The organism is Plantactinospora solaniradicis (assembly GCF_042658085.1).
Classification (GTDB): domain Bacteria; phylum Actinomycetota; class Actinomycetes; order Mycobacteriales; family Micromonosporaceae; genus Plantactinospora; species Plantactinospora solaniradicis.
This window is the reverse complement of sequence record NZ_JBHSPR010000010.1, coordinates 161334-186923: the sequence shown is the minus strand read 5'-3', so window position 1 is coordinate 186923 and position 25590 is coordinate 161334. Positions and strand designations below refer to the sequence as shown.

The following is a 25590-nucleotide window of genomic DNA, read 5'->3' as shown; positions in this document are numbered from 1 at the left end:
GCGGCCAGCGGGCCGTCGGACTCTACCGGCGCCTACCGGCCCTCCGCGAGGAGTTTCAAGCGGCTGTTCCACAGGTCGTGAGCCTGGTGCATCCCGTCGGGGTCGGAATTGCGCATCTCGATCGCGGCCGGACCCTTGGCGGCCTCCTCCATGATGACGTGACACCGGTTCGATTCGTCGAGCAGCCGCCAGGCGTGGTACGCGTGAAGACCCGGTGCGTCTCCGTACCAACCGATGCGACTGTCCGGAACGAATTCGAATATCTCGCTGAGGATGTCGATCCCGAAAGTCGTCCACTGGAACCTGCTGTCGTTCCGGAGCACTCCGGTCCGATCGTTGAGGATATGCACGTCGTGGGAGTTCGGATACCACTGCGGCCACTGCTCGGCGGCGATCAGCAGCTGCCACACGGTCGAGCAGGGTGCGTCGATGAACACCTCGTTGTGGGCGAACAGATCGGCATCGTCCGGCGAGAATCCGTCTGGCCAATGTATGTCGCTGAATCGATTCGCCAGGTCGTCGTTCATCGGATTCTCCGTCGAGATGGCGGTGTCGCCGCCGCGATCTCCCCAGTCGACACCCTAGCCGGCCGACCGCGTTTCATTCGCCGGTTGGCAGCCGGTGCGGACACCGCCCCGGTCGACGGGGCACGGCGGTGTCGTAGGGTCGGCGGAATGGACGGTGCCGACGCCAGCGGGCAGGGGCGGCGGCTGCCGTTGGCGCCCCGGCCGTTGGACTCGCCGCATCCGTCCCGGCTGTCGCCGACACATCCGGACCGGGATCGGATCCTGGCGGCCCATTCCGCCGCTCTCGCGGCCGGTGAGGCGGGCTATCCGGATCCGGCCACCGGGCTGTTCGTGCTCAGCGCGGGCTTTCTCGCCCGCCGTGGCACCTGCTGCGGGCGTGGCTGCCGCCACTGCCCCTACGTCGACGATCCGGAGGCGCCGGTTTCGCCATCGCCGTAGCCGGAGGCGCCGGTCCCGAGGCGCCGGCCCCGCCACCGCCACAGTGGGCGCCACCAGGCAGTGCGGAGCACGGGGTTTCGCCAGCCGCGCGGAACCCGTACGGTGGCCGACGGATTCCCCGGCCGCTGCGGCCGGGTGGACGGGAGGTGCGCGGTGCGCAGGCGGCTGTGCCTGGTGGGTGTCGGACTGTTGATGCTCTCCGGCTGCGGTGAGGATCCCGCGCCTGCGCCACTCGGGCCGGCGCCGAAGGTCGTACGGCTTCCGGCGTCGGCAGCCGGCGGCGCGTGCCAGCTACTGGAGTACAAGGTGGTGGAGCAGGCCATCGGCACCCAGTTCGAGGTCTCCGCAGCGAGCCGGCACGGCAAGACCGACACCTGTGTGCTGCGCGCCGAGGCGGACCCCCGCCCTGAACTGGCGCTGTCGGTGACTCCGACCACGGCGGACGCGGCCATCTTCGCCGACGAGGTGGTGCCGAGCGGCGGGAAGTCCGTCAAGGGCCTCGGCAAGGCCGCCTACCAGTCGGCGGTGGCGGCCGCCAAGGGTTCCGGGGTCGGCGTGGAGATCGGCTGGCTCACCGGCGACAAGCGCCTGGCCAGCCTCCGTTACACGTTCCCGACCGGGGAGGACCGGGCCACGGCCGACGCGCTCGCCCCGAAGCTCGTCGCCCTGGCGAAGAAGATCGACACCAGCAGTCTCTGAGCCGGCGGCCGCCCGTGCCGGGACGCCCGACCACGAACCCGCCCGCCTGGCGGAAGCCGACGGGCGGGACGATCAGCCGGGATCGGGGTCGGCGGCGCTCAGTGGGCGGCGACGAAGACCCGGGACGCGACCTCGCGGGGCAGGCGGATCTTGTCGCCGGAGCGGTCGATGGTCACCCCGTCACGTTCCTGCGCGACGGTGACCGTCGCGCCCGGGTCCACCCCGGCGGCGTGCAGCTGGCGTAGCACGTCGCCGTCGGTCTGGACGCTCTCGCAGATCCGCCGGACCACCACGGGACCGCTGAGACCGGGGAAGGCGAGGTTCCGCTCACTGTCGGCGACCGTCTCGGCGGCCGGAACGTCGGGATTGGTGACCAAGGTCTCGAGCCCGGGGATCAGGTTGCCGTACGGTGACCGGGTGGGCCGGTTGAGCAGCTCGTAGACCTTCTTCTCCACCGAGTCGCTCATCACGTGCTCCCAGCGGCAGGCCTCCTCGTGGGCCTCCTCGTAGGGCATCCCGATCACGTTGACCAACAGCAACTCGGCCAGCCGGTGCTTGCGCATGACGGACACCGCGTGCGTCCGACCGAGGGCGGTGAGTTGCAGGTGGCGGTCGTCCTCGACGGTCAGCAGCCCGTCGCGTTCCATCCGGGCGACGGTCTGGCTGACGGTCGGACCGCTCTGGCGCAGCCGCTCCGCTATCCGGGCACGCAGCGGGGGCACACCTTCCTCCTCCAGCTCGAGGATGGTGCGCAGGTACATCTCGGTAGTGTCGACAAGGTCGTTCACGTCAGCGGTCCTCCCAGCAACGATGCTACCTCGGGGGACCGATATTCAGTGTCGCCGAGCCGGGCGGTTCCGTCCCGGATGGTGTTGACTGGACGCCGTGTCCGGACCGGATGATCTTCTTGTGGATGTGACCGGGCTCGCCGCGGAGCTGGCCTCCGCCGAGCCGCCCACCCTGCTGGACGTCCGTTGGCGGCTCGTCGGGCCTCCCGGTCGGGCCGACTACCACGCCGGCCACCTGCCCGGGGCGGTCTTCGTCGATCTCGACACCGAGTTGTGCGGACCACCCGGGGCGGGCGGACGGCATCCGCTGCCCGATCCGGCGGTGTTGCAGCGGGTACTCCGCGCGGCGGGGGTGCGGACCGGTCACCCCGTGGTGACCTACGACGGCGGCGACGGGATGGCGGCGGCGCGGGCGTGGTGGACGCTGCGCTGGGCCGGGCACCACCGGGTCCGGGTACTCGACGGTGGCTTTCCGGCCTGGGTCGGGGCGGGACAGCCGCTCTCGACCGAACCGGCGGACCCACAGCCGGGCGACCTCACCGTGCGTCCGGGCGGAATGCCGGCGCTCGACGCCGGTCAGGCGGCCCGGGTCGCGGCCGAAGGAGTGCTGGTCGACGTCCGGACGGCACCCCGGTACCGGGGCGAGACCGAGCCGGTCGACCCGGTCGCCGGACACATCCCCGGCGCGGTGAACCTTCCGGCCGCCGAATACGTCGGCGCGGACGGACGACTGCCGGCCGCCGATCTCCTGCGCGAGCGGTTCGCCGGGGCCGGCGTCCGGCCGGGGGTACCGGTCGCCGCGTACTGCGGATCCGGGGTGACCGCCGCGCAGGCCGTGCTCGCCCTGCACCGGGCCGGTTATCCCGACGCCGCGCTCTACGTCGGCTCGTGGAGCGACTGGCTCACCGATCCCGCCCGCCCGGTGGCCACCACCGACCCCGGCCCCGACTCCGAGCGCGACCCCGATCCAGGTTCGGGCTCCGATCCGGGTTCGGGTTCTGGTTCGGATCGACCCTGATCCGAACCGTCTGATCCGGCGCCGGGACCTGGTGTCCGGCTCGCGATCCGGAAGCCATCGGGCCGCTCTGGCCAGTCGAGGCCGTTGGACATGCGACCATGAGGGCCATGTCGGACGGCACATTGGTGGTCTGGGACGAGAGTCTGCTGGCGTACGACCTGGGCGACCATCCACTCGACCCGGTCCGGGTGGAACTGACGATGGCGCTGGCCCGGTCGCTCGGGGTCCTCGACCGCCCCGGCGTACGGCTGGTGGCGCCGACCCCGGCCGACGACACGGCGCTGGCCCGGGTGCACCGACCGGACTACCTGGACGCGGTACGGGCGGCACCCCACGACCCGCTCTTCTCCGGGTACGGCCTCGGGACCCCGGACAACCCGATCTTCGACGGCATGCACGAGTCGAGTGCCCTGGTCGCCGGCGCCAGTCTCGCGGCGGCCGAGGCGGTCTGGCGGGGCGAGGCCCGGCGGGCGGTCAACGTGGCGGGCGGACTGCACCACGCCATGCCGAGTCGGGCTGCGGGCTTCTGCGTCTACAACGATCCGGCGGTGGCCATCGCCCGGCTCCTCGACCTCGGCGCGAAGCGGGTGGCCTATGTCGACGTCGACGTGCACCACGGCGACGGGGTGCAGCAGATCTTCTACGGCGACCCACGGGTGTTGACCGTCAGCCTGCACGAGACCCCGTTGGCGCTCTTCCCGGGAACCGGGTTTCCCGACGAGACCGGTGGACCGGGTGCGGAGGGGAGCGCCGTCAACCTGGCCCTGCCACCGGGTACCGGTGACGCGGGCTGGCTGCGGTCCTTCCACGCCACCGTGCCGGCGCTGCTCCGGGCGTTCCGGCCGGAGATCCTGGTCAGCCAGTGCGGTGCGGATGGTCATCGGCTGGACCCGCTCGCCGACCTGCGGTTGACGGTGGACGGTCAGCGGGCCAGCTATCTCGCCCTGCGGGCGCTCGCCGACGAGTTGTGCGACGGTCGGTGGGTCGCCACCGGGGGCGGCGGCTACGCCCTGGTCGAGGTGGTGCCCCGGGCCTGGACACATCTGCTCGCGGTGGCCACCGGTGACCCGGTCGACCCGGCCGCGCTGACCCCACCCGACTGGCGGGCACTGGCTCGGGAACGGCGCCCCGACCGTGAGGTGCCGCTGCGGATGACCGACGACGCCGACGTCTCGTACGAGCGCTGGCAGCCGACGGGCGAGCCGGACGCCGTGGACCGGGAGATCATGGCCACCCGTCGGGCGGTGTTTCCGCTGCACGGCCTGGACCCGCAGGACCCGACGGTCTGACCCTCGAACCCGGACCGGGTGTCTCAAAATCGTCTCTAATTAGTGTCAAAACCGTCTCATTATTGACTGGGGAGGTCGGTACGGCGCCACCACGCAGGTGCCGGTAGACCGTTGCCCGGGAGACTCCCAGGTGCGCGGCGATCTGGTCGACGGTGTGCGCACCCCTGGCGTGCATCGCCCTGGCCGTCCTGATCTGCTCGACGTTCAGGGCCCGAGGGCGACCGGCGCCGCGCCGGCCCACGCCGATCCGGTCGGCCCCGGACCGCTCGCCGGCCGGGCCGGTCGGGCCCACCGCTGCCGCGGTCCTCGCCTCGGGCCGCCCGGCTGGCTGCTCAGTCACCTGCTCTGGGCCGGTAGTGGCACCGTCGCACTGTTGGCGATCGCCGGGGCGAGTACCGGGCTGGGTTACGGACTGGTCGCCGGTGACGTACCGGGTGAACTTGCCCGGCTCACCGCCGCCGGACTGCTCCAGGCACCGGCGGCGCTGGTCCTGGCCGGTCTGACCGTGGTGCTGCTCGGGCTGCTGCCCCGGCTCTCGGTGGCGCTGTCCTGGTCGGCCTTTCTGGTCTGCGTGCTGCTCGGCCAGCTCGGCGCGCTGCTGGAGTTGCCGCAGCCGGTGCTGAACGTCTCGCCCTTCACCCACCTGCCGCTCGTGCCGGCCGCCGATCCGGCCGCCGCCCCGCTGGTCACCCTGCTGGCGATCGCCGTGGCCCTGACCGGCCTGGGGATGGCACTGTTCCGTCGCCGCGACCTGGCGATCGGCTGACCGCACCGGGCTCGCCCGGCCCGGATACGCCGGAGCCCCCGTCCACCGACGCTGGTGGCGGGGGCTCCGGCGTACGTGTCAGCTCGCGTACGACTCGAGCCGGTCGGCGCGCGACGGGTGGCGCAGCTTGAGCAGGGTCACCTTCTCGATCTGACGGATCCGCTCGCGGGACAACCCGAACTCGCGACCCACCTCGTCGAGGGTGCGCTGCCGGCCGTCGTCCAGGCCGAAGCGCAGCCGGATCACCGCCTGCTCGCGGTGCGACAGCGTCGCCAGCACGATCTCCACCTCGTTGCGGAGCATGCCGTGGGAGACCGCGTCGCCCGGCTCGTTGCGCGGGTCCACCGCCGCGACGAAGTCGCCGAGGGCGCTCTCACCGTCCTCACCGACCGCCTGGTCCAGGCTGACCGGCTCCCGGTCGTACGAGATCAGCTCGATGACCTGGAATTCCTGTACGCCCAGCGCGGCGGCGACCTCGGCGACGGTGGGCTCCCGACCCAGTGAGGTGGCCAGGTCCCGACGGGTCCGGACCATCCGGTTGACCTGCTCGACCATGTGCACCGGGATGCGGATGGTGCGGGCCTGGTCGGCCATGGCGCGGGTGATGGCCTGGCGGATCCACCAGGTGGCGTAGGTGGAGAACTTGTAGCCCTTGGTGTAGTCGAACTTCTCGACCGCGCGGATTAGGCCGAGGTTGCCCTCCTGGATCAGGTCCAGGAACGCCATGCCCCGCCCGGTGTACCGCTTCGCGATGCTGACCACCAGCCGGAGGTTCGCCTCCAGCAGGTGGTTCTTCGCGGCCCGCCCCTGGGCGACGATCGTCATCAGGTCGCCCCGGATGTCCACCGGCAACGCCCCGGACGTTCCGCCCGGCTGCCCGCCCTGGAGCAGCCGCTCGTCGGCGGTGAGCTTCTCCTCGGCGTACAGCCCCGCCTCGATCCGCCGGGCCAGTTCCACTTCCTGCACGGCGGTGAGCAGTTTGGTCCGGCCGATACCGTTGAGGTACGCCCGGACGAGGTCGGCCGACGCGCCCCGCTCGTCGGTGGCGTCGAGGTCGACCATGGCCTGGCCGGGTCCGCCGTCGTTGACCGGCTCGTTATCGGTCCCGGCCGTGCTGGCCGGGCTAGTGTGGTTCTCGTTCAAGTGCCGGACCATCATCTGTCGCCTCCCCGCTTCGACAAAGTGACGCCTCCCAGCGGACAACCTCGCTGGTGATAACCAGCTTGGCTGCTGGGGCGTGAAGCCGGGGTGAGGAGATCGTCGGGTTGGCATGAATCCGGGAGACAACCGGGGAACGAATTGGCCGGTTTCCTGGCCCTCCGTCCGATTGATGACTGGCGATCGTCCGGGCGCGGGCTTGCCGACGGTGGCTACTGTGCCAGCCGGTCAGCCGGGTACCGACTGGCCGGGGCGTGATCGAAACACGGATGGAGGACATGGTGGTCTTCAAACGGTTGATGCAGGCGATGGGCGTGGGCGGTCCGTCGGTAGAGACGGTGCTGACCAACCCGAACTGCCGGCCCGGTGGCCAGTTGGAGGGGCAGATCCACGTCGCCGGCGGTGACCACCCGGTGGACATCGAGTACGTCGCACTGGGCCTGGTCACCCGGGTCGAGGTGGAGAGCGGCGACAGCGAGTACAGCAGCACCCAGGAGTTCCACCGCCAGCGCGCGACCGGCCCGTTCCGGCTGGAGAGCGGAGCACGGCGCGACATCCCGTTCCGTTTCGACGTGCCGTGGGAGACCCCGATCACCGAGATCGGCGGCCAGCACCTGCACGGCATGACCATGGGGCTGCGGACCGAGCTGGAGGTGGCCCGCGCGGTGGACAAGGGTGATCTCGACCCGGTCGCGGTCCACCCGCTGCCGGCGCAGGAACGCATCCTTGGCGCCCTCACCCAGCTCGGTTTCCGGTTCACCCGGGCCGACGTCGAGCGTGGACACATCTACGGCGTCCAGCAGTCGCTGCCCTTCTACCAGGAGATCGAGTTCTATCCCGCTCCCCAGTACGCCCGGGCGATCAACCAGTTGGAGCTGACCTTCGTCGCCACGGCGCAGCAGTTGCAGATCGTGTTGGAGATGGACAAGCGGGGTGGGTTGCTCACCGAGGGCCGCGACGCGTTCGGCCGGTTCACCGTGGACTACGCCACCGCCGACCGGACCGACTGGACCGGCCAGCTCGACGGCTGGTTGCGTCAGTCGCTACAGAAGCGTGGCCTGTTCTTCTGACGGTCTGCACGGTCGCGGTGGCGCGACGGGCGTACCGGCGGCTAAAGGTCGAGCAGCACCGTGCGCGGGCCGACGTTCACGCTCTCGACCAGCATGTGGGTGCGGAACCGGCCGGTCTCCACCTTGGCGCCGCGGATCCGGAGCGCCTCGACGAACGCGGTCACCAGCGGTTCGGCCAGCTCGGCCGGGGCCGCGGCGCCCCAACTCGGCCGGCGCCCCTTGCGGGCGTCGCCGTACAGGGTGAACTGGCTGACCACCAGCAGCGGCGCGCCGACGTCCGAGGCGGACCGTTCGTCGTCCAGGATGCGCAGCTCGTGCACCTTCCGGGCCATCGTCTCGGCGGTCGCCGGAGTGTCGGAATGGGTCACCCCGAGCAGCACCAGCAGTCCGTCCGAGATCGCCCCGACCACCTCGCCGTCCACCGTCACGCTGGCCCGGCCGACCGTCTGCACCACCGCCCGCACGACGGTCAGTCTGCCACGGGCGCGATGACGCCGCGCTCGACCAGGTGCGCGATGATCGGCCCGGCCGCGTCGGCAAGATCCTCCGCCGGTACGTCGTGCGCGAGGGCCAGCACCGCGAGCTGCTCGCGCAGCGGCACCTGCCCGTTGGCCCCGCCGACCAGGGCGAGCACCAGTGGATCGACCTCCTCGGTCCAGCGCAGCCCGTGCGACTGGACGAGCACCTGCCGCTCCACCGCCCAGCCCTCGTCGCCCATCGTCGCCTCCTGACGCAGGCGCAGCCCGTCGACCGCCCGGAACCGGGTCGCCAGCAGCGCGTCGTCGTCACGGTCCCGCAGCCAGTCCTGTCGGTCGAACCAGGCGGCGATCTGCTCGCCCATCGGCGGCTGCACCGCCTGCCGAAGGTCCTCGATCCGGATCACCGGATCGGCCTTCCCGCCCCGGCGCAGGTTCACCACGCCGAAGCCGACCGCCTCCACCTTCTGCGCGTCGAACCAGTCCAGCCAGGCCGCCACCCGGTACGGGTCGGCGGCCTCGCTGGCATCGGCCAGCCACAGGTCGACGTACGCCATTGGGTCGGCCACCTCGCGCTGGATCACCCAGGCGTCCAGGCCGGTGCCGGCGAACCAGCCGGCCACCCGCTCGCCCCAGTCCTCCCCGGCCACGTGCAGCCAGTTGGCCAGGTACTGCATGGTGCCGCCCTCGGTGAGCAGGCCCGGCGCGGCGGCGGCGAGTTCGGCCGCGATCCCGTCGCCGACCCGGCCCGAGTCGCGGTAGCTGTGCGTGGTGGTCCCGGGGCCGACCACGAACGGTGGGTTGCTCACGACCAGGTCGAAGCGGCGACCGGCGACCGGGCTGACGAGATCGCCCTGAAGCAGCTCCCAGCGGTGTCCGTTCAGCGCCGCGGTGGTCGCCGCGAACCGCAGCGACCGGTCGGAGACATCGGTGGCGGTGACCGAGCGGGCGTGCTCGGCCAGGTGCAGGGCCTGTACGCCGCTGCCGGTGCCGAGGTCGAGCGCGCTGCCGACCGGGCGCCGGATCGTCGCGCCGACCAGGGTGGTGGTGGCCCCGCCGATCCCGAGAACGTGGTCGGAGGGGAGCGGCAGGCCGGGTCGGGCGCTCGCGGGCACGTCGGAGAGCACCCACCAGGAGTCCCCGTACGGCTCCAGGTCGATCGCCTGCCGGAGGCCGGAGCCGGCCCGTTCGACCAGGCCACCGGCGAGCGCCTCCGCCAACGGCAGCGGTGCGAACGCCGCCCGTACCGCCGCCTCCGGCTCGGTCTGGCCGCAGACGAAGAGCCGGATCAGCGTGTCGAGCGGGTCACGTTCCTCGGTGGCCCGCAGTGCCGCCCGGAAGTCGTTGCGGGCCATCGCGCTGGTCGCCTGCGGCCCGAGCCGCTCGGCGATGCCGCTCGACGTGTAAACCGCGCTGAGAAGGGCCTGCCGAAGCTGATCGACCCCAGCGGGCGACAGCAGCATGTCGTCTCCGTCCACGGCGTCCATCCTGCCCGTCGCCGGTACCGGCCCGACCCGCAACCCCCGTAGATGCCCGGCCGGAACCACCCCGTCGGGTGTAACCGGCGGGTACCTGGGCGGGCGGACCCGCGCACCGCTCGCGTCACCGGCCGCCGGCCGCTGGTGAGGTGGCGGGCGCGGGACCGGCCGGCGCCGGGTAGCAGGGCAGCACGGTCGGCAGCCGCCGGCGGCGGGCGAGCCGGAGCACCACCCCGGTGTACGCGGCGTGTACCAGCACGCTGACCACGAACATCTCCCAGGGGGCGTCCGCTGCCGTCTCCTCGGCGGCGAGTTGGCCGAGCGCGGCGGAGCCGACGAGCGCGACCACGTTGTTCACCACGTGCAGGGCGATCGCCGCCTCCAGGCCACCGGTGCGGATGGTCAGCCAGCCGGTCAGGCTCGCCATGATCACCAGCTCGGCGAACCCCCACCGGGTGCCCCAGCCGTGTGCCGCCGCGAACAGCACCGCCTGGACGGCGATCGCCGGCCACGGCGTACGGAGGAACGCCCCGACCGCCTGTAGCAGCCAGCCCCGGAAGACGTACTCCTCGGCGGCTGCCTGGAGCGGGACCAGCGCAAGCAGCACGGCCACGGCACCGAGGAAGCCCCACCAGCCCGGCCAGCCGCCGTCGGCCGACCCGCCCTCGTCCGCGCTGCCGGTAAGCGTGAGCAGCCCGAGGCTTCCCCCGAGCAGCACCAGCACGGTCGGCACGGCGACCAGGGCGCAGACGCCGAGCCAGCGCCAGCGCAGCCGACCGAGTACCGACGACACCGTCCCCACCGGGCGGTCCTGCACCCATCCGGCCGCGAGCAGCACCAGCGGCAGCGCCACGGCGATGCTGGCCAGGAGCAGTGCGAGGTCGCCCACCGGACCCCAGGTGGGCAGGCCATCGGGACCGGTCGGCCGGTCGGCGAGGCGGCCGGCCGAGTCTGCGACGCCGATCAGCAGGCAGAGCACGGCGAAGGTGCCGCCCAGGATCAGGAGGCTGCCGAGCACCGGTCGCCACCAGCGGTGCCGGTCGGTCCGGGCCAGCCGGTGGTACGGCGTACCCGGTGGGGGTGGGGTGGTCATGCGTTCCAGCGTGCCGGCCAGGCGCACGTCGGACATCGCCCGCCGTCGGGAGCCGGCACCCGCTCCTGCGACATAGCCCGGCCCGAACCTGCGGCATATCCCGGCCCGGACCCTCGGCCTAGCGCGACCAGAACCTGAGATATAGCCCGGCTACCGCCGCCAGCGGATGTGCCGGGTGGGTCGCCGGTCCTATCGTCGGAGCCGTCACGAGATCGGAGCCGTCATGAGACTGGTCCGGGACTGGCTGCTGCCGGTGGTGCTGGCCGGCGCGCAACTGGCGTACTGGCCGGGTGCCCGGCTGGGCGGCGGTGGCCCGGTCGACCCGGAGCTGGTCGCCGGCCTGGTGGCGACCGTCGGATGCGCGGTCGCGCTGGGCTGGCGTCGCCGTGCGCCGGTGGTGGCGATGGGCGTCGTCCTGCTCGCCCAGGCACTCGGCCGGCTCGCGGTGGACCCCGACGCGCTGCTTGTGATCATCGTTGCGGACGCGATCGCGCTCTACTCGGTGGCGGTACGCCGGCCGCTCCGGATCGCCGGTCCGGCGGCCGCGGTCGCCTACGCCCAGATGGCGGTGCTGGGCCTGGTGGTCTACGGGTTCGGCGTCACCTTCCTGGCTGAGGTGCTGTTGGGGCTGGCGGTCTATCCGGTGACGCTGGGTCTCGGGCGGAGCCGGCGGCGGTGGCACGCCGCCCGGGCCGCCGCCGCCGAGCGGCTCGCCGCGGCCGAGGTGGACCGGCAACGGGCGGCCAGCACCGAACGGCACCGGCTGGCCCGGGAACTGCACGACGTCAGTGCCCACCACCTCACCGCGATCGTGGTGACGGCGGGAGCGGCGCTCCGGCTCGCCGACCGTCGCCCGGAACTCGTCGCGGAGGCGGTCGCGTTCTCGGCGCGTACCGGCCGGGAGACGCTGACCGCGTTGCACCGGTTGGTGGCGGTGATCCGCAGCGCCGAGCAGCAGGACCGCCGGCCGCTGGAGGTACGGCTCGCGGAACTCGCCGACGGCTTCCGGCGGTTGGGGCAACCGGTGCGGGTCGAGCCGGACCCGATCCCGGAAGGGCAGCCCGAACTTCCTCCGGCGGTCGCCGAGGCGGTGTACGGGATCGCCCGGGAGGCGCTCACCAACGCCCTGCGGCACGCGCCGGGTTCCGCCGTCCGGCTGCGGATCGCCCGCCACCCGACATCGGTGGAGATCGTGGTGGACGACGAGGGCGGCGTACCGGGGAAGGCGGCGGAACTCGGCTCGGGGCGGGGCGTACCGGGGATGCGGGACCGGGCCGCAGGGGTGGGCGGGACGTTCACCGCCGGGCCGGAACCGACGGGTTGGCGGGTCCGGGCGACGCTTCCGCTGGCCATTCCGACGGAGCCGGCCGGCGGGCCACGGTGGCGTCGTCCGAGCTGGCAGCAGGTGGTGGACGGGCTGATCGTGCTGGGCGCACTGGCGATCGCGGTCTCCCCGTCGCTGCCGGTCGACGGGTTGGACGGTGCCGGATCCGGCTCCGCCGGCCTGCTGGTGGGGCTGGTGATGGCGGCGCACACCGTGCCGCTGCTGTGGCGGCGCCACCGGCCCTGGGCGGTGCTGGCCGGGGTGCTGGTCACCGCCGCCTTGTGGCCGCTGGCCGTCGTCCTCGTGCCGTTGCCGGGCGAGTCGGCCGAGGTGCTGGTGGCCGGGGCGATCGCCGAGTTCGTCGCGGTGTACGCGGTCGCCGGGCACGCCCGTCCGGCCCCGAACACGCTGCTGGCGGTGCCGATCACGGCACTGTCCCTGGCCGCCGCGTTGACGGCGTCGGCCGCGGTCGACGGCTCGGTGGCCGGACAGCGGGTCCAGCCCGATACCGCGATGACCCCGGAGCTCGGTCTGCTGTTCACCCTGATCTTCGTACTTCCTGGCTGGCTGGCCATGGCGGGCCTGTTGACGATTCCGCTCGGCGCGGTCTGGCTGCTCGGAACCGTGCTCCGGCGGCGCCGGGCCGGAGTCCTGGCCCGGGAGGCGGACGCGGTCGCCCGGACCACCGCAGAGGCGGTCGAGGCGGCCCGGCGGGAACGGGCCCGGATCGCTGCCGGTCTCCGCGCCGCCGTCCTGCACCGGGCGGGACAGGTGGTGACGGCCGCCGACGAGGGCCGGTTGGACGTGCTGTTGGAGCAGGCCCGGTCCACCCTCACCGCGATGCGTGGCCTGCTCGACACCTTGCGCGCGGACGCCGGAGCGGAGCGGCGGGCTCCGCAGCCGACCGTCGGGGCGATCACGCTGCTCTGCGCGGCTCAGCGGACGGCCGGGCGGCTGGTCGAGGCGTCCGTGCCGGTCGCGCCGGGTCCCCTGCCGGCGGACGTGGACGTGTCCGCGTACCGGGTCGTCGAACTCGCGTTGGCGGCCGGGGACCCCGGTCCGATCGCCATCGATCTCCGGTACGGTGACGGCGGTCTGCGGATCGTCATGGCCGGCGTGCCGTCCGCCACCGACCCGGTGATCGTGGCGGGACTGCGTGCCCGGGTGGGCGCGCTCGGCGGCGAGGTGACGGTGGACGTACCGGCCGGGCGGCTCGACGTGTGGCTGCCGACGCCCGCCCCGGTACCGCCGGATCGGGTCGGTCCCGTCGGGGAGTCGGTCGGTCCCGGCCGCGTGTTGATCGGGGACGAGGAGGTGGCGACATCGTCGTCCGGGTAATGGTGGTGGACGACCAGCCCGTGGTCCGGGCCGGGTTCGCCGCGATCGTCGATGCCGAGCCCGACCTGGTGGTGGTCGCGGAGGCCGGTGACGGCGCGGACGCGTTGCGCCGGGCCGGCGAGAGCCGGCCGGACGTCGTACTGATGGACATCCGGATGCCCGGGATGGACGGGCTCGCCGCGACCAGGGAACTCACCGCCGCCGCCGACGGTCCGCGGGTGCTGGTGCTCACCACCTTCGACCTCGACGCGTACGTCTTCGAGGCGCTCCAGGTCGGTGCCTCCGGATTCCTGCTCAAGGACGCCCAGCCCGCCGATCTGCTGGCGGCGATCCGGGTTGTCGCCGCGGGGGAGGGGATGCTCGCGCCGGCGGTGACCCGACGACTGATCGACTCGTTCGCCGCCGGCCGGCTGGTGGTCCCGCCGCCGGTGGCCGGCACGGTGTCCAGCCTCACCAACCGGGAGCGGGAGGTGTTCGAGCGGGTCGCCGCCGGCCTCTCCAACGCGGAGATCGGCGCGGAGTTGGGCGTCGCCACCGGCACCGTGAAGGCGCACGTCAACGCCCTGCTGGCCAAGCTCGGTGTGCGGGACCGGGTGCAGGCGACGATCCTGGCGTACGACCTGGGGCTGGCCCGGCCACGTGCGCGCGGGCCGGAGTAGCGGGTCGGAGTAGTCGGTCGGAGTGGTCGGCCGTTCTCGACGGGATACCACGGGGGCTGTCCGTGGTATCCCGTCGAGACCGTCACGGTTCGCCGCGCGGGGGCGGGCCGGGCGACGTGGCTGCGGCGGTGAGGTCGCCGACTAGAAGGTCACGTCCGAGCAGCCGTAGAAGGTCTCCTGGCTGTCGGAGCGGGTCCACACGGAGTAGATGATGTGGTGGCCGCTCTTGCCGGAGGGCAGTCGTCCGCTCCAGTAGTAGTGGCCGCTCTGGCTGCCCACGCTGCCGTTCTGCGGCGGGTTGGTGACCGAGGAGAACGGCGTCGACTCGATGTCGTTCCAGGTCAGCGGGCTGTTGGGGTTCCAGCCGTTCCGGGTGACGTACAGGTCGAACCGGCCCGGGTGGGCGGCCCAGTTGCTGTACCGGAACTGGACGGTCGCGCCGGAGCTGACCCGTGCCTTCGGGAAGTCGCTCCGGGCCAGGTCCCAGCCCCGGAAGGTGGAGTTGCCGCCGCTGCACAGTTGGCCGTCCGGGACGAAGCCCCGGGTCCGGCCGGCGCCGTCGGAGCGGAGCACGCTGAACCAGTTGTAGAGCGGACTGACCCCACTGATGTTGGCCGCGGCGATGCAGCCGGCGTTCTTGTTCACGATGTTGCCCTGCGGGGTCAGACCGTCCTGGTAGCACGCGTAGGTGCGGCTGGCCGGCACCATCAACGCACCGTGTGCTGATGCCGCGTTCGGCGAGATCACGGTCAGGAGCCCGGCGGTCAGTACGGCGGCGACGCCGACGACCGTCAGTTTGCGCAGCAGTTTCACGAAGTGGATCCCTTCTGTTCGACCGCGACCGAGATGTTGTCGGGCGGCGCGGTCGGGTGGGCACCGGAGGGGCGTCTGCCGTGGGTGTGCGTCTGTCGCGCCCGGTCACCGGCATCGGAATCAGCCCGGTCCCGCTGTCCGCAGTGCGGTTGCCCCCGTACTGCGGCGATATGAACCATTGCAGCACGGGTGGGCGAGCTAATCAATAGGTGCCTATCGATATGTGACCGCCGGAAACGCCCGGCATGCCGGAACGGCACCCCTCCGACCGGCCGCAGGTTCCGGGTCAGGCCAGTTGGAAGTCGGGTCAGGCCAGTTGGAAGTCGGCGAAGTCGAAGCCGGGTGCCACCACGCAGCTGACCAGGACCGGCTGGTCCCCGGCGGGCTCTGCCGCCTGCCAGACGCCGCCCGGGACGACCGCCTGCGGGTGCTCACCGCCCGCCACGTCGGGCCCGAGCCGGATCTCCGCCGGCTCCGCGCCGGGCACCTCGGCCGACCCTCCGAGCCGCAGCCGGAGCGGGCCGCCCGAGTGCCAGAGCCACAGCTCGGTCGAGCGCACCACGTGCCAGCGGGAACGCTCGCCCGGCTGGAGCAGGAAGTAGATCGCGGTCGCCGCGTGGCGTGGCCCGGCGTACCCGTCGGGGGTGAAGGTGTGTGTCGACCGCCAGGTCTCCCGGAACCAGCCGCCCTCGGGGTGTGGGGCCAGGTCGAGCCGCTCGGCGAGGTCGGGTCGGCTCGGCGTCGTCACGGGTTGACCTCCATCGGGTACGGCCGGCGGGCGGCCTGCTCCTCGGCCCGCCATCGTCCCTCGGCAGCGTATCGAATCCGTTACCCACCACCGGGACCGTCCCCACGGAACGTCGCCGCCACCCGGACCGGCCACCTTGCCGCTGGGGCCGAGGTGACCGGTCCGCGCCGAGGTGGCCGGCTGATTCCGGGCGGGCGGGGCGGGTCGAAGGCTCTGCTCAGAGTCCGGCGGCGGCGTCGTAGCGGCGGCGGAGGTCGGCCATCTCCGACTCGGACAGGGCCTCCTTCTCCGCCTGCGCCTCGTACGGGTCGGGGAACATCTCACGGAGCCGGTCGATGAACCTGGTGTCCTCCGTCGCCTCGACGACCTGGATGCCCGGCGGATCGATGGACATATCCATGATCAATGGGCCGACCAGCTTGACCGCCCAGTCCCACGGCGTGTCCGGCGCGGCGATACCGCAGAGGTGGAAGCCGTAGACCCGGTCCACGTCGGCCAGCGCGGTGACGTCCGTCGGTTCGAAGCCGTAGACGTGTACCCCACAGACTATCGGGGGCTGCTTGTCGCCCTCCGAGTTGACCTGCGTGGCGTGGTGCTGGTGCTGGTGCTGCGCCGGGTCGGCCTGTTCGAGCACGGTCCGCATCCGGGCCATGATCTGGCTCTTCACGTCCGCCGGGCCAGCCTCCGAACCAGCCGAGTTGACCAGTACGACCGCTGTGGCCGACACCGCCAGCAGGATGACCGCCACCCACACGAAACGGTTGCGGTACCACCCCGCGAAACTGTCACGGGTAAACATGATCGTGTATCACCTCGTCGCCGGTTGATGCGTTGGCAGATCCCGGTTGGACACGTCGGGCCAGGTGCGCGTACGCGTCCGGTGCTGTGAACTCGCGTGGCCGGCCCGCGCGGTGAGCGACATCGATGTTCGCCCGCACGGTAGTCGTCCAGCGGTCGGCTGCTCCCGGTGATGGCCGTTCCCAGTGTGGTTGCCCCCGCACTGCGGCGATATGAGCCATTCCAGCACGCCCCGCCCCACTCCGGCAACATCGATGACCCTCATCGGGTCGCGGGCTTCGCGTTGGCGGCGGACATTTGCGGTTGATCGACGGCTCGGACGTCCGTACCTTGCCAGAGGCGCCCGGGGGCACCCGCGTGTTCTACCGGGCGGGCAGCGATCGAGCATGCCACGACCGAGGAGGACCGATGACCGACGTCGACATCCGGCCGATCAACCCGTCCGTGCTGCCTGAGCCGACCGGCAACTACACGCACGGCACGCTGGTGACCGGCGCAGGCCGTACGGTCTTCGTCAGTGGCCAGGTGCCGTGGGCGGACGAGGCGGGAAAGGTCCCGGAGGACTTCGACACACAGTGCCGACTGGTCTGGCACAACGTCCTCGCCGTCCTCGCCGAGGCGGGGATGGGGGTGCGGAATCTCGCGAAGGTGACGACGTACCTCTCCGACCGGCGATACCGGGAGGCCAACTCGCGCATTCGCGCCGAGGTGCTCGGTGACCACGCTCCCGCGCTCACCATCATCATCACCGACATCTACGCCGAAGAATGGCTGCTCGAAATCGACGCCATCGCCGTCGGACGCTGATCCGGGTGCCGGTCGTCCCGATCCGTCCACAGACTCCGGCGCGGCGGTAGCCGACCCAACGCCGGCCGAGGTTCGGCGGACGCCGCCCGACGGCGGTCAACAGCCAGTAAGTGACGGGGAAGCGGGGCGACGGCCGGGGTTCGGCGGGCGCGGGAACTGCCGTCGGCCCGGACCGTCGCGTTTCCGCCGACGCCCTCCTCGGCTGCCGTACGGTCATCACCGGGCTCTTCTTCCGGCCCGGTGAAGTTTTTCCGCAGAACGAACCCGCAGCGTACGGACTTTTTCCGAGCCCCTGCCGTTCTTCTCCGCCGGCCCGAAGTCGTTGTTCTGAATGCGGAACATATCCATCCGCCGAATCGGAACAAAGCAGACCCATGTGGCACCTTGACGAATTACCTCCGGTTGCACATGATCCCTTTCATCAACGAGATCACCGGACGGGCTGCAACCCGTCCGGAAAAGCCTGTTCTCGTTGCATCGGATTGGATCCTCCGGTCGGTGACGCGGGTCTGGTGTCGCTGTCCGGCAAGTAAGGGAAGGCCGAGATGACTCAGAAGAAACAGGACCCCGATTCCGACTCCGGCGAGACATCGGCGGAACGCGGCCGGTTCGTCGCCGGGGTGGGGATCGTCGGAACACTGCTCGTCGTGGTGCTCGCGATGCTGATGGCCTGCATGGTCATGCTGCTGCGTACCGGAGTACCGCTGTGGACCGCGGTGGCGGTGTCGGCCGTGCTCTGTGCCGTGGCCGTCGTGATGGTTCGCCGGGCGACCGACCCGTCCCCTCCGCCCGGCCGGGGAGGTTGGCTCGGACGGGTACTGCGAGCGTTGATCATGATGGGTCCGGGTTCCGGCGCGGGGCAGTGAGCTGCGGGACTCTCTGGTCGACGGCCCGAGAGAGGTGAATGGGGGCCTTCCGCTGCAACGGAAGACCCCCGCCCGATTCCGCTGGACCCATGGAAGGCCGAATCGGGAACCTGTGATGATCTGATTACGCTTTGTGCGGACCTTACCGTACGTAGCGGGATGACAACAGCCTCCTCGGGGCGTTCCTGGGCGCATTCGCAGAATACGGAATAGATGAACAAGCTTCGGGTTGGTGCACCGGCGATCGGACCGTTGATGGCGCGAATGTTGTCGCGACACATAGCACTTGACCGATTTATCGCTGGATCACGGCCAAAGTTTTGCTTTTTCTGGACTAGCCCCGGCCCCGCTGCGGTGAGATGATCCGAATTGTCGTTCGAGGTCATCCGGATCGGCTGCAACCGCTCCGGAGCAATAAATGATCTCGGACGATGCTCTGAATCCGCTGGACCCGGCGGGTGACGCTTCCCCACTGCGAGGCGTTGCCCGCCCCTCGAAAGGCCACGTGAACAGTGCAGGACAGCCACTGGCATCGACGCCAGCATGAGGCCGAGCGCAGCGCCGAGCCCGACGGCTCCGAGGACGGCGTGGGCGGCACCCGGCGGCCCCGGGCCGAGGGGACGAAGGCCGGTCGGCCCGAGAGCCCGGTGGTCGGGTTCGGCCCGGCAGCCCGGTTTGCGATGCGGCTCCGCGCCATCCACGAAGCGGCTGGCAAACCACCGCTGGACCAGGTGAGGCTGGGTGGCAGGAGCCCTTCCAACCTGTCGGTCGCCAAGAGCGGCCTCAAGGTGCCGACCAGGGAGTGCGTCGAGGCGTTCCTCCGGGGTTGTGGCATCGAGGGCGGCGACATCCACGCCGAGGTGCTCCAGGCCCGGGAGGACACGGTCGCTGCCGCCAAGCCCTTCCGGCAGGACCTGACGCACTGCCGGACCCACGACGCCTTGGTCGACGCCCTGATGGCACTCGCCGACAGCCAGGGGCTGGTCGACGACGGACGGTTGAACACCGCCGAACTGGCCCGGCGCTTGGCCACGGCTGCCGATGCGACCGTAGCGGTGGGGACCGGCGTGCGGACCTGGAAGGTCGAGGCGGTGCCCGAGGCCGAGATCGTCGGAGAGATCGTCCGCCGCACCCTTCCGCTGAGTCAGCGGATACTCGGTCATCTGGTGTTCGCCTGCGGTGGCATCGACAAGGACGCCGCTCATTGGCGTGAACGGCTGCGTCAGATCGACGTACTGGGGGACATCCGGCCAGGCGCGTCGGCAGAACCGTCCGACCCGGCCGGCGAGGCGTCGTCGGACCCGTCCCCGCCCGACACACCCCCATCGGTCGTGCCATCCCGGGTCCTGACATTGTCGGCCTCGTCGTCGCGATATCCCTGGACCCGACGCAAGGTGCTGGTCACCGCAGGCTTGGGGATCGCCGGACTGGCCGTCGGGGGTACTGCCGGAGTGCTGCTGACGAGCGGCCAGCGACGTACGCCACTGCCGGACCTCGGGACCGCGCCGCACAGCCTGCCCACGTCGTCCGCTCCACCCCGGCCGTTGGAGGGTACGGGAACCGCCCAGGACTGGCTCGGCTACCTCGCGGAACTGGTCCGTCAGGGCCCGGACTCCCGGGCGACCGGGCGGTACGCGTACACCCGGGTGCGGCTCTGGGCTCGGGAGACCACACCGGCCGGGCGGGACGGCGCCGCAACCGTCGAGGAGGAGCAGCTCTGGTGGAGCGACGACCTGTCCGGGGTGAAGGTCGTGATCTCCTCGGGTCCCGATGGCGACGTACCCGAACGGCTTCCGTTTCCGGCCGGCGCGTTGTCGGTCGTCGTCAGGTTCCCCTCCGCGGACCCGGCGATCCTGGCCGGGCAACTCGACCGGGAACAGCCGCCCCAGATCGGACCCGTCGGCCGGCTGCGTGCCGTGACCGACATCAACATGTTCCACCCGCTCGACCGGCAGCAACGGGTCGCCGTTCTGATGGTGCTCGCCGACACTCCCGGCCTGAGCTACCGGGGTACGGTCAGGGACCGGGCGGCTCGCAGCGGCATAGCGATCAGCGCCGACGTGGCCGCCAGCGGACTGTACGGCGAACGCGTCACCCTGACCTTCAGCCCGGAGACCGGGGAGCTGCTCAGTCAGGAGACGAGTCGGCTCCCCGGCCAGAGCGGTCCGGACCCGGCCCACGCCGCCACGAGCAGCTACGCGCTCTACCTCGAACGGTCGCGTACCGATCACACCGGTTGACCCGGATTCGCTGAATTCGCGGAACGGTGTCATTTTTCCGTCATAGCTGACCCTGGGAGCGCGGATTCACGGGATATTCGCGCCCCCGATTGGCGGCGACGCCCGTGAAGAGCGGTGACCGGATGCCGGCTCCGATGTGCGGATGGACAGTCTAGAACCCCGACGCCACATCACGATTTTCGGGCAGCTATTCACTCACGTCATTTGCTGGGTATGAGTGGCGATCACGCTCGCCTCGTTCCTACGCTGGGAACAGCGGTAACAGCGGAGAGTGTTGGTACAGCTACCTGACACTCCGGCTCGCCTGTGCCCTCCGATGACCGCCACGCCGGCGCTGCTCTGTCATGCATTCACCCCCGTGAGGTCATCCATGACACTAATTCCCAGACGCTGCTTCGCTGCCCTGTCCAGTCTCGTCGTTGTCGTCGCGGTCGCAATTCCCGCGACACCGGCCGCGAGTTCGTCGGTCCGGCCGGCCGGCGCCCAGAAAGTGATCTCGGAATATCTCTCCGCCCACCCGGGCGGGGTGGTCATCAACGACAACGAAATCAGCTACGACGGCGGCCGGTTCATCGTCACCCTGACCCGCCCCGCACACACCCGCGCCGCGGTGGCCGACTGTCCGCTCGGCTGGTTCTGTTTCTACGACCGCACCGGCTACGGCTATCCCCGGGGGAGGCTGTCCGACTGCGGACGGCAGAACCTGGCGACCTGGGGCTGGCAACTCCGCGTCGAATCCGCGCACTACAACCTCTCCAGCGGGTCGGTTGCGTTCCTGTACAGCGGCAGTCGGCTCTTCTCGGTCGGTGCCGCCGCACGGGCCCTCGGCGACGTCGCGCCGTACCGCAACTGGGCTACCCATGTGGATCGGTACTGCTAGTGCGCCGGCGTGTCGGTAGGACGAAACCGCTGGTCGCAGCGGTGGGCCACTTGACGTCAGAGGTAATCGACAGTCCCGGGTGACGGTGGAAGGTTCGTGGTCGGCGGCGGTACGGATCGAGTCGGACCGCCGCCGCACCCACCCACGTTCGGGAAGGACGTCAATCGTGAACGACTTCAAGGGTCTCGTCGACCAGTACCTCGAGCTGTGGAACGAGCCGGACGCCGAGCTGCGGTCGGCGGGAATCGCGGATCTCTTCGTCGAGGAGGCCACCTACACCGACCCGCTCGCCGACGTCGGGGGACACGGCGGCATCGGAGCGGTGATCAGCGGCGCCCGGGAGATGTTTCCCGGTCTGGTGTTCGAGCCGACCGGGATACTCGACGGCCACCACGACATCGTCCGGTTCGGCTGGCAACTCGTACCTGCCGGTGGTGGGGAGCCTGTCGCCATCGGTTTCGACGTCGCCGGGATCAGCGGCGACGGCCGGATCCGGGCGGTCTACGGTTTCCTGGACAAGGTCCCTGGCTGACCGACCGACCTCCACCGCGCGGCGCCTGCCCGACGCGGCGGACGACACGGCCCGATCCGGCGGACGACGCGGGCCGATCCGGCGGACGACGCGGGCCCGATCCCGGAGCGAGGTCGGGTCCGCAGGCGGATCGGATCAGGCGGTGGGTCTCGGGTCCACTGGCGGACGCCGGTCCGGGACGAGGGCCTGGGCCGCGTTCGCCACGAACAGCAGCGCCGACGGCAGGAACGCGACGCCGAGGCCGCCGAGTGCCAGCAGCAGGCCCCAACCGCCGATCACGGACCCGGCGAGGAGGTCGACCAGTCCGGTCCGCCCGGCGAATCGCTGGGCCAGCAGCGGCAGGGCGGCGGCGACCACCGGTACGCCGAGGAGGAAGAACGCCGCCGATCCGGAGTCCTCGATGGTGAGCGGAGCGAGGGCGGCGGCCACCAGCGCGGTTATCGCCAGCCCGGACCAGCGGACGAACTGGCGCCCATCGGCCGGTTTCCGGACCACCGCCAGTACGCCGACCGCCAGGACGGCGAGCAGAGCAACCAGTGTGGCGACGAGGATCATGGCCATGACCTCTCCGGTCTCTCGGGAGCAATGGGCCCGATACGGGGGCGACCGGCCGGTCCACCGCGACCTGGACCCGTCGACTCCGCTATCGCCTGCCCGGTTAGATTACCGTCGATCGGAGTACTCGCACTCTCCGTCGTCGCGCCTGCCCGGTCGGCGCGGGAGAATTCCGGGATGCTCCTGACCCGCCTGATTGCCGAGGGAGTGGCGGCCGGCACCGTCAGCCTGGTCTTCCGGCGCTGGGCCAGACCCGACGTACGGGCCGGCGACATGGTGATCACCAGCGCCGGCGTCGTCGCCGTCCAGTCGATCGTCGCCGTCGACCCGGCCACGATCACGGATGCCGACGCCCGCCGGGCCGGCGCGGCATCCGCCGCCGCGTTGCTCGCGGCCCTCGGCGGCAGACCCGACGGGACGACGTACCGGATCGAGGTCCGGTACGTGGGCCCCGATCCCCGGGTGGCGCTCAGCGCCGAGGATCAGCTGTCGCCGGAGCAGCATGCCGAGGTGGCCGCCCGGCTGGCCCGGCTCGACCAGCGCAGTACCCACGGTCCGTGGACCCACGCACTGCTCCGACTGGTCGAGGCCAACCCCGGCCGGCGGGCCGTCGAGCTTGCCGGGCAGGTGGGCCGCGACCGGGACGCGGTGAAACGTGACATCCGCAAGTTGAAGAACCTGGGTCTCACCCACAGCCTCGACGTCGGGTACCGGATCTCGCCGCGCGGATCCGCGTACCTTGCCGGCCTGCCCGACGAGAATCACGCTGCCGGGGGCGGTCCGATGATCATCCGGTGAGCAGGCAAGATGGGCGTATGACGCTCTCGCTGCCCATCGACGCCGAAGCCAACGAGCTGCTCCGGCGCGACCCGCTGGCGCTGCTGATCGGCATGGTCCTGGACCAGCAGGTCAGCATGGAGAAGGCCTTCGCCGGCCCGTACGAGTTGGTGAAGCGGCTCGGTCACGAGCCGGACGCGGCCGAGTTGGCCGACTACGACCCGGAGGCGCTGACGGCGATCTTCGCCGAGCGCCCCGCCCTGCACCGGTTCCCCAAGGCCATGGCGGCGCGGGTGCAGGAGGTCTGCCGGACCCTCGTCGAGCGGTACGACGGCGACCCGAGCCGGCTGTGGTCCGAGGCCGAGGACGGCCGGGAACTGCTGAAGCGGATCACCGGGCTGCCGGGGTTCGGCAAGCAGAAGGGGCAGATCTTCCTCGCCCTGCTCGGCAAGCGGTTCGGTGTCCAGCCGCCCGGCTGGCGCGAGGCGGCGGGCGATTACGGCATCGACGGCGCGCACCACTCGGTCGCCGACGTGGTCGACGACACCTCGCTGGCCAAGGTGCGGGAGCACAAGCAGCAGATGAAGGCCGCCGCCAAGGCCGGCGCGGCGAGTTGACCCGCTCGACCTGACCGTCTCGCCGGGCCGTACCCGCGACCGGTCGACGTCCCGCCCCCGACCGCTCGAATCTGGCCAGACCAGCGCCCCGGACCGGCGCTGGCTCGTTGAGTGTTGAGATCGTCGACATTCAGGGGGCGCTGTGGTCGTACCGGCGGCGCCTGCCGGCGTACGCGCGGCAGGGGTGTCGACCGGACGTGCCGGGCCGGCGGCGGATGGGTGAGACGCATCCAGGCCTGGTCCTGCGTGGCGAGGCCAGTTCGCAGCGGGCGACCTTCCTGGAACTCTTCCTGGATCTGGTCTTCGTCTTCGCGCTCACCCGGGTCTCCCAGCGACTCATCGCCGACTTCACCTCGGATGAGCGGATCCTGCTCAGCGAGGCCGGGCAGACCCTGGTGCTCTTCCTGGCGCTCTGGCTGATCTGGGCGACGACGGCGTGGATAACCAGCACGCTGGAACCCGAGGCGCTGGCCGTGCAGGTCGTCGTGGTGATGACGGTCGCCGGCAGCATGGTGATGGCCGTCGCGCTTCCGCAGGGGTTCGGCGACCGCGGGCTCGTCTTCGCCGGTGCGTACGTCATCGTCCAGCTCGGCCGTACCCTGTTCTTCCTGGTCGCGACGCGCGGGCGCCCGATCCCGGCGGACCCGGCGGCAGTGCTGCGGGTGCTGTTCTGGGCCGGGCTGACCGCGGTGCCGTGGATCGTCGGCGGGGTGGTCGGCGAGGGACCGGTCCGGGGCGTGCTCTGGAGTCTCGCCGTGACGGTGGACTACGTCGCCCTGGCGCTGGGCTGGCCGACGCCCCGGCTCGGCCGGGCGCGACATGCCGACCAGCCCATCGCCGGGGAGCATCTGGCCGAGCGCTACCAGCAGTTCCTACTGATCGCGCTCGGCGAGTCGATCTTCGTCATCGGGATCACCTTCAGCGGTGGCGGCGGCGCCTTCCACCTCGACCGGACCGCCGGGTTCGGGGTGGCGCTGCTGACCACCGTGCTGCTCTGGCGGATCTACTTCTACCGGGCCGGGCACGTGCTGCCCGATGCCATCATCCAGGCCCGGGATCCGGCCCGGCTCGGCCTGTCCGCCGCGTATACCCACCTGATCATGATCGCCGGCATCGTGCTCACCGGGGTCGGGTACGAACTGTTCATCACCCGTCCACTCGGATCCAAGCCGTCGGCCTGGCTCTTCGCCATTCTCGGCGGCCCCGCGCTGTTCCTGGCCGGGCGGATGGGCTTCGAGTTCCAGGTGTTCGGTCGGGTGTCCCGGTCGCGGGTGGCCGGCCTCGTGTTGCTGGGCGCGGCGGTACCGCTGGTGCTGGACCTGCCGGCGCTGGCCGTCGCCGGCACCGCCGTCGGGCTACTGGTCGGGGTCGCGTTGGCGGACCTGTGGCGCTCGCAGGGCCGGGCGCCGGAGCCACCGGCACCGCCGATCTGACCGCCGCTGTCGGTCACCGGATCAAGGCGGCGAGTCGGATTCAGGCGGCGGGGTCCGGCTCAGGCGGCCGTCGGGTGGGCGAGCGAGGCCAGCGCCCGGCGTACGTCGGCCAGCGACACGGTCGCCGAGTCGTCCAGATCGGCGAGCCCTGCCTCGATCCACTGCCGCATCAGGGTGGTGACCCCGATTCCCCGGGCGTCGGCAGCCGCGCGTACCCGTTCGTAGGTGTCCAACGGCAGCCGTACGGACCGACTGACCATCGGCACGTCGGTGTCCGGGGTGGGCAGCTCGACCGGCTGCGCATCGTCGATCAGGTCCGCGAGCTGGTCGTCGCCGGAGTGGAACTGCTTCGTCGCGTCGTGTCGGTTCATCGTCACCGCCTCCTCCTCGTCTCCGTGGTCGA

28 protein-coding genes are annotated in these 25590 nt (G+C 71.4%); 16 read left to right on the top strand and 12 right to left on the bottom strand.

What is annotated here, in order from left to right:
• Positions 1–32 precede the first annotated feature (32 nt).
• Positions 33–527: an SRPBCC family protein gene (locus ACFP2T_RS13280; protein WP_377421239.1), complete on the bottom strand. Its 495-nt coding sequence runs from the start codon at positions 525–527 to the stop codon at positions 33–35.
• A gap of 147 nt (positions 528–674) precedes the next feature.
• On the opposite strand from ACFP2T_RS13280, the gene ACFP2T_RS13275 reads away from it, so the two are divergent.
• Both ACFP2T_RS13275 and ACFP2T_RS13270 read left to right on the top strand, forming a co-directional pair.
• A complete protein-coding gene (locus ACFP2T_RS13275) occupies positions 675–965 on the top strand; it encodes a DUF5522 domain-containing protein (protein WP_377421237.1) in 291 nt (96 codons plus the stop codon).
• 153 nt (positions 966–1118) lie between these two features.
• Positions 1119–1664: a hypothetical protein gene (locus ACFP2T_RS13270; protein WP_377421235.1), complete on the top strand. Its 546-nt coding sequence runs from the start codon at positions 1119–1121 to the stop codon at positions 1662–1664.
• Positions 1665–1762: 98 nt separating this feature from the next.
• Here ACFP2T_RS13270 and ACFP2T_RS13265 read toward each other — a convergent pair whose 3' ends face one another.
• Entirely contained in the window at positions 1763–2452 is a 690-nt protein-coding gene (locus ACFP2T_RS13265; protein ID WP_377421233.1) for a metal-dependent transcriptional regulator, read from the bottom strand.
• Positions 2453–2549: 97 nt separating this feature from the next.
• Here ACFP2T_RS13265 and ACFP2T_RS13260 point away from each other — a divergent pair, with 97 nt between their 5' ends.
• Positions 2550–3470: a sulfurtransferase gene (locus tag ACFP2T_RS13260; RefSeq protein ID WP_377421231.1), complete on the top strand. Its 921-nt coding sequence runs from the start codon at positions 2550–2552 to the stop codon at positions 3468–3470.
• A 107-nt stretch (positions 3471–3577) separates the two neighbouring features.
• Positions 3578–4759, top strand: coding sequence for an acetoin utilization protein AcuC (locus tag ACFP2T_RS13255; protein WP_377421229.1), 1182 nt, complete (start codon positions 3578–3580; stop codon positions 4757–4759).
• On the opposite strand, the gene ACFP2T_RS13250 is transcribed toward ACFP2T_RS13255, so the two are convergent.
• Positions 4695–4934, bottom strand: a complete 240-nt coding sequence (locus ACFP2T_RS13250; RefSeq protein ID WP_377421227.1) for a helix-turn-helix domain-containing protein — start codon at positions 4932–4934, stop codon at positions 4695–4697. The genes ACFP2T_RS13255 and ACFP2T_RS13250 overlap by 65 nt on opposite strands.
• On the opposite strand from ACFP2T_RS13250, the gene ACFP2T_RS13245 reads away from it, so the two are divergent.
• Positions 4890–5525 (top strand): hypothetical protein, encoded by a 636-nt coding sequence (locus tag ACFP2T_RS13245; RefSeq protein WP_377422900.1) that lies wholly within the window; start codon positions 4890–4892, stop codon positions 5523–5525. The two genes, ACFP2T_RS13250 and ACFP2T_RS13245, sit on opposite strands and share 45 nt — an antisense overlap.
• A gap of 78 nt (positions 5526–5603) precedes the next feature.
• On the opposite strand, the gene sigB is transcribed toward ACFP2T_RS13245, so the two are convergent.
• Positions 5604–6587, bottom strand: coding sequence for an RNA polymerase sigma factor SigB (sigB, locus tag ACFP2T_RS13240; protein WP_377422781.1), 984 nt, complete (start codon positions 6585–6587; stop codon positions 5604–5606).
• 377 nt (positions 6588–6964) lie between these two features.
• On the opposite strand from sigB, the gene ACFP2T_RS13235 reads away from it, so the two are divergent.
• On the top strand, positions 6965–7753 hold the full coding sequence (locus tag ACFP2T_RS13235; RefSeq protein ID WP_377422779.1) for a sporulation protein: 789 nt from the start codon (positions 6965–6967) through the stop codon (positions 7751–7753).
• Between the two features lie 41 nt (positions 7754–7794).
• Here the strand turns inward: ACFP2T_RS13235 and dtd are convergent, their stop codons facing one another.
• The 3 genes from dtd to ACFP2T_RS13220 form a co-directional block, all read right to left on the bottom strand.
• On the bottom strand, positions 7795–8217 hold the full coding sequence (gene dtd, locus ACFP2T_RS13230; RefSeq protein WP_377421225.1) for a D-aminoacyl-tRNA deacylase: 423 nt from the start codon (positions 8215–8217) through the stop codon (positions 7795–7797).
• A 5-nt stretch (positions 8218–8222) separates the two neighbouring features.
• The gene (locus ACFP2T_RS13225) at positions 8223–9707 is read right to left on the bottom strand and encodes a DUF7782 domain-containing protein (RefSeq protein WP_377421223.1); all 1485 of its coding nucleotides are present in this window, start codon (positions 9705–9707) and stop codon (positions 8223–8225) included.
• A 124-nt stretch (positions 9708–9831) separates the two neighbouring features.
• The gene (locus ACFP2T_RS13220; protein ID WP_377421221.1) at positions 9832–10836 is read right to left on the bottom strand and encodes a CPBP family intramembrane glutamic endopeptidase; all 1005 of its coding nucleotides are present in this window, start codon (positions 10834–10836) and stop codon (positions 9832–9834) included.
• Positions 10837–11023: 187 nt separating this feature from the next.
• Here ACFP2T_RS13220 and ACFP2T_RS13215 point away from each other — a divergent pair, with 187 nt between their 5' ends.
• Positions 11024–13462 (top strand): histidine kinase, encoded by a 2439-nt coding sequence (locus ACFP2T_RS13215; RefSeq protein WP_377421219.1) that lies wholly within the window; start codon positions 11024–11026, stop codon positions 13460–13462.
• Positions 13462–14121, top strand: coding sequence for a response regulator (locus tag ACFP2T_RS13210; RefSeq protein ID WP_377421217.1), 660 nt, complete (start codon positions 13462–13464; stop codon positions 14119–14121). Before ACFP2T_RS13215 ends, ACFP2T_RS13210 begins: the two co-directional genes overlap by 1 nt.
• A 141-nt stretch (positions 14122–14262) precedes the next feature.
• Here ACFP2T_RS13210 and ACFP2T_RS13205 read toward each other — a convergent pair whose 3' ends face one another.
• The 3 genes from ACFP2T_RS13205 to ACFP2T_RS13195 all read right to left on the bottom strand — a co-directional run bounded on the left by ACFP2T_RS13205 (position 14263) and on the right by ACFP2T_RS13195 (position 16481).
• Entirely contained in the window at positions 14263–14934 is a 672-nt protein-coding gene (locus tag ACFP2T_RS13205; protein ID WP_377421215.1) for a lytic polysaccharide monooxygenase auxiliary activity family 9 protein, read from the bottom strand.
• 307 nt (positions 14935–15241) lie between these two features.
• Positions 15242–15682, bottom strand: a complete 441-nt coding sequence (locus ACFP2T_RS13200) for a cupin domain-containing protein (protein ID WP_377421213.1) — start codon at positions 15680–15682, stop codon at positions 15242–15244.
• Positions 15683–15899: 217 nt separating this feature from the next.
• Positions 15900–16481 carry a hypothetical protein gene (locus tag ACFP2T_RS13195; RefSeq protein ID WP_377421212.1) on the bottom strand — a complete coding sequence of 194 codons (582 nt, stop codon included), beginning with the start codon at positions 16479–16481 and terminating at the stop codon, positions 15900–15902.
• Between the two features lie 407 nt (positions 16482–16888).
• Here ACFP2T_RS13195 and ACFP2T_RS13190 point away from each other — a divergent pair, with 407 nt between their 5' ends.
• The 5 genes from ACFP2T_RS13190 (at position 16889) to ACFP2T_RS13170 (ending at position 21805) form a co-directional block, all read left to right on the top strand.
• Positions 16889–17287 (top strand): RidA family protein, encoded by a 399-nt coding sequence (locus ACFP2T_RS13190; RefSeq protein ID WP_377421210.1) that lies wholly within the window; start codon positions 16889–16891, stop codon positions 17285–17287.
• 545 nt (positions 17288–17832) lie between these two features.
• The gene (locus ACFP2T_RS13185) at positions 17833–18153 is read left to right on the top strand and encodes a hypothetical protein (RefSeq protein ID WP_377421208.1); all 321 of its coding nucleotides are present in this window, start codon (positions 17833–17835) and stop codon (positions 18151–18153) included.
• A 512-nt stretch (positions 18154–18665) separates the two neighbouring features.
• Positions 18666–20393: a hypothetical protein gene (locus tag ACFP2T_RS13180; RefSeq protein ID WP_377421206.1), complete on the top strand. Its 1728-nt coding sequence runs from the start codon at positions 18666–18668 to the stop codon at positions 20391–20393.
• A gap of 370 nt (positions 20394–20763) precedes the next feature.
• Positions 20764–21273 (top strand): hypothetical protein, encoded by a 510-nt coding sequence (locus ACFP2T_RS13175; RefSeq protein ID WP_377421204.1) that lies wholly within the window; start codon positions 20764–20766, stop codon positions 21271–21273.
• 166 nt (positions 21274–21439) lie between these two features.
• Positions 21440–21805, top strand: coding sequence for a nuclear transport factor 2 family protein (locus ACFP2T_RS13170; RefSeq protein ID WP_377421202.1), 366 nt, complete (start codon positions 21440–21442; stop codon positions 21803–21805).
• A gap of 135 nt (positions 21806–21940) precedes the next feature.
• On the opposite strand, the gene ACFP2T_RS13165 is transcribed toward ACFP2T_RS13170, so the two are convergent.
• A complete protein-coding gene (locus ACFP2T_RS13165; RefSeq protein WP_377421200.1) occupies positions 21941–22366 on the bottom strand; it encodes a hypothetical protein in 426 nt (141 codons plus the stop codon).
• Between the two features lie 171 nt (positions 22367–22537).
• Here ACFP2T_RS13165 and ACFP2T_RS13160 point away from each other — a divergent pair, with 171 nt between their 5' ends.
• The 3 genes from ACFP2T_RS13160 (at position 22538) to ACFP2T_RS13150 (ending at position 25187) form a co-directional block, all read left to right on the top strand.
• Positions 22538–23158: a hypothetical protein gene (locus ACFP2T_RS13160; RefSeq protein WP_377421198.1), complete on the top strand. Its 621-nt coding sequence runs from the start codon at positions 22538–22540 to the stop codon at positions 23156–23158.
• A gap of 17 nt (positions 23159–23175) precedes the next feature.
• Positions 23176–23754, top strand: coding sequence for an HhH-GPD-type base excision DNA repair protein (locus ACFP2T_RS13155; protein ID WP_377421196.1), 579 nt, complete (start codon positions 23176–23178; stop codon positions 23752–23754).
• A gap of 107 nt (positions 23755–23861) precedes the next feature.
• Positions 23862–25187, top strand: coding sequence for a low temperature requirement protein A (locus ACFP2T_RS13150; RefSeq protein WP_377421194.1), 1326 nt, complete (start codon positions 23862–23864; stop codon positions 25185–25187).
• Between the two features lie 59 nt (positions 25188–25246).
• Here ACFP2T_RS13150 and ACFP2T_RS13145 read toward each other — a convergent pair whose 3' ends face one another.
• Complete coding sequence (locus ACFP2T_RS13145; RefSeq protein WP_377422777.1) at positions 25247–25558, bottom strand: hypothetical protein; 312 nt, start codon at positions 25556–25558, stop codon at positions 25247–25249.
• Between the last annotated feature and the right edge of the window lie 32 nt (positions 25559–25590).

Excerpts from the sequence above, each read along its gene's own strand:
- ACFP2T_RS13165 (WP_377421200.1), bottom strand. The coding sequence starts at position 22,366 with ATGGCCATGATCCTCGTCGCCACACTGGTTGCTCTGCTCGCCGTCCTG.
- ACFP2T_RS13145 (WP_377422777.1), bottom strand. The coding sequence starts at position 25,558 with ATGAACCGACACGACGCGACGAAGCAGTTCCACTCCGGCGACGACCAG.
- ACFP2T_RS13210 (WP_377421217.1), top strand. The coding sequence starts at position 13,462 with ATGGTGGTGGACGACCAGCCCGTGGTCCGGGCCGGGTTCGCCGCGATC.
- ACFP2T_RS13175 (WP_377421204.1), top strand. The coding sequence starts at position 20,764 with ATGACACTAATTCCCAGACGCTGCTTCGCTGCCCTGTCCAGTCTCGTC.
- ACFP2T_RS13220 (WP_377421221.1), bottom strand. The coding sequence starts at position 10,836 with ATGTCCGACGTGCGCCTGGCCGGCACGCTGGAACGCATGACCACCCCA.
- ACFP2T_RS13190 (WP_377421210.1), top strand. The coding sequence starts at position 16,889 with ATGACCGACGTCGACATCCGGCCGATCAACCCGTCCGTGCTGCCTGAG.
- ACFP2T_RS13255 (WP_377421229.1), top strand. The coding sequence starts at position 3,578 with ATGTCGGACGGCACATTGGTGGTCTGGGACGAGAGTCTGCTGGCGTAC.
- ACFP2T_RS13155 (WP_377421196.1), top strand. The coding sequence starts at position 23,176 with ATGACGCTCTCGCTGCCCATCGACGCCGAAGCCAACGAGCTGCTCCGG.
- ACFP2T_RS13160 (WP_377421198.1), top strand. The coding sequence starts at position 22,538 with ATGCTCCTGACCCGCCTGATTGCCGAGGGAGTGGCGGCCGGCACCGTC.
- ACFP2T_RS13250 (WP_377421227.1), bottom strand. The coding sequence starts at position 4,934 with ATGCACGCCAGGGGTGCGCACACCGTCGACCAGATCGCCGCGCACCTG.
- ACFP2T_RS13195 (WP_377421212.1), bottom strand. The coding sequence starts at position 16,481 with ATGTTTACCCGTGACAGTTTCGCGGGGTGGTACCGCAACCGTTTCGTG.
- ACFP2T_RS13215 (WP_377421219.1), top strand. The coding sequence starts at position 11,024 with ATGAGACTGGTCCGGGACTGGCTGCTGCCGGTGGTGCTGGCCGGCGCG.
- ACFP2T_RS13275 (WP_377421237.1), top strand. The coding sequence starts at position 675 with ATGGACGGTGCCGACGCCAGCGGGCAGGGGCGGCGGCTGCCGTTGGCG.
- ACFP2T_RS13185 (WP_377421208.1), top strand. The coding sequence starts at position 17,833 with ATGACTCAGAAGAAACAGGACCCCGATTCCGACTCCGGCGAGACATCG.
- sigB (WP_377422781.1), bottom strand. The coding sequence starts at position 6,587 with ATGGTCGACCTCGACGCCACCGACGAGCGGGGCGCGTCGGCCGACCTC.
- ACFP2T_RS13280 (WP_377421239.1), bottom strand. The coding sequence starts at position 527 with ATGAACGACGACCTGGCGAATCGATTCAGCGACATACATTGGCCAGAC.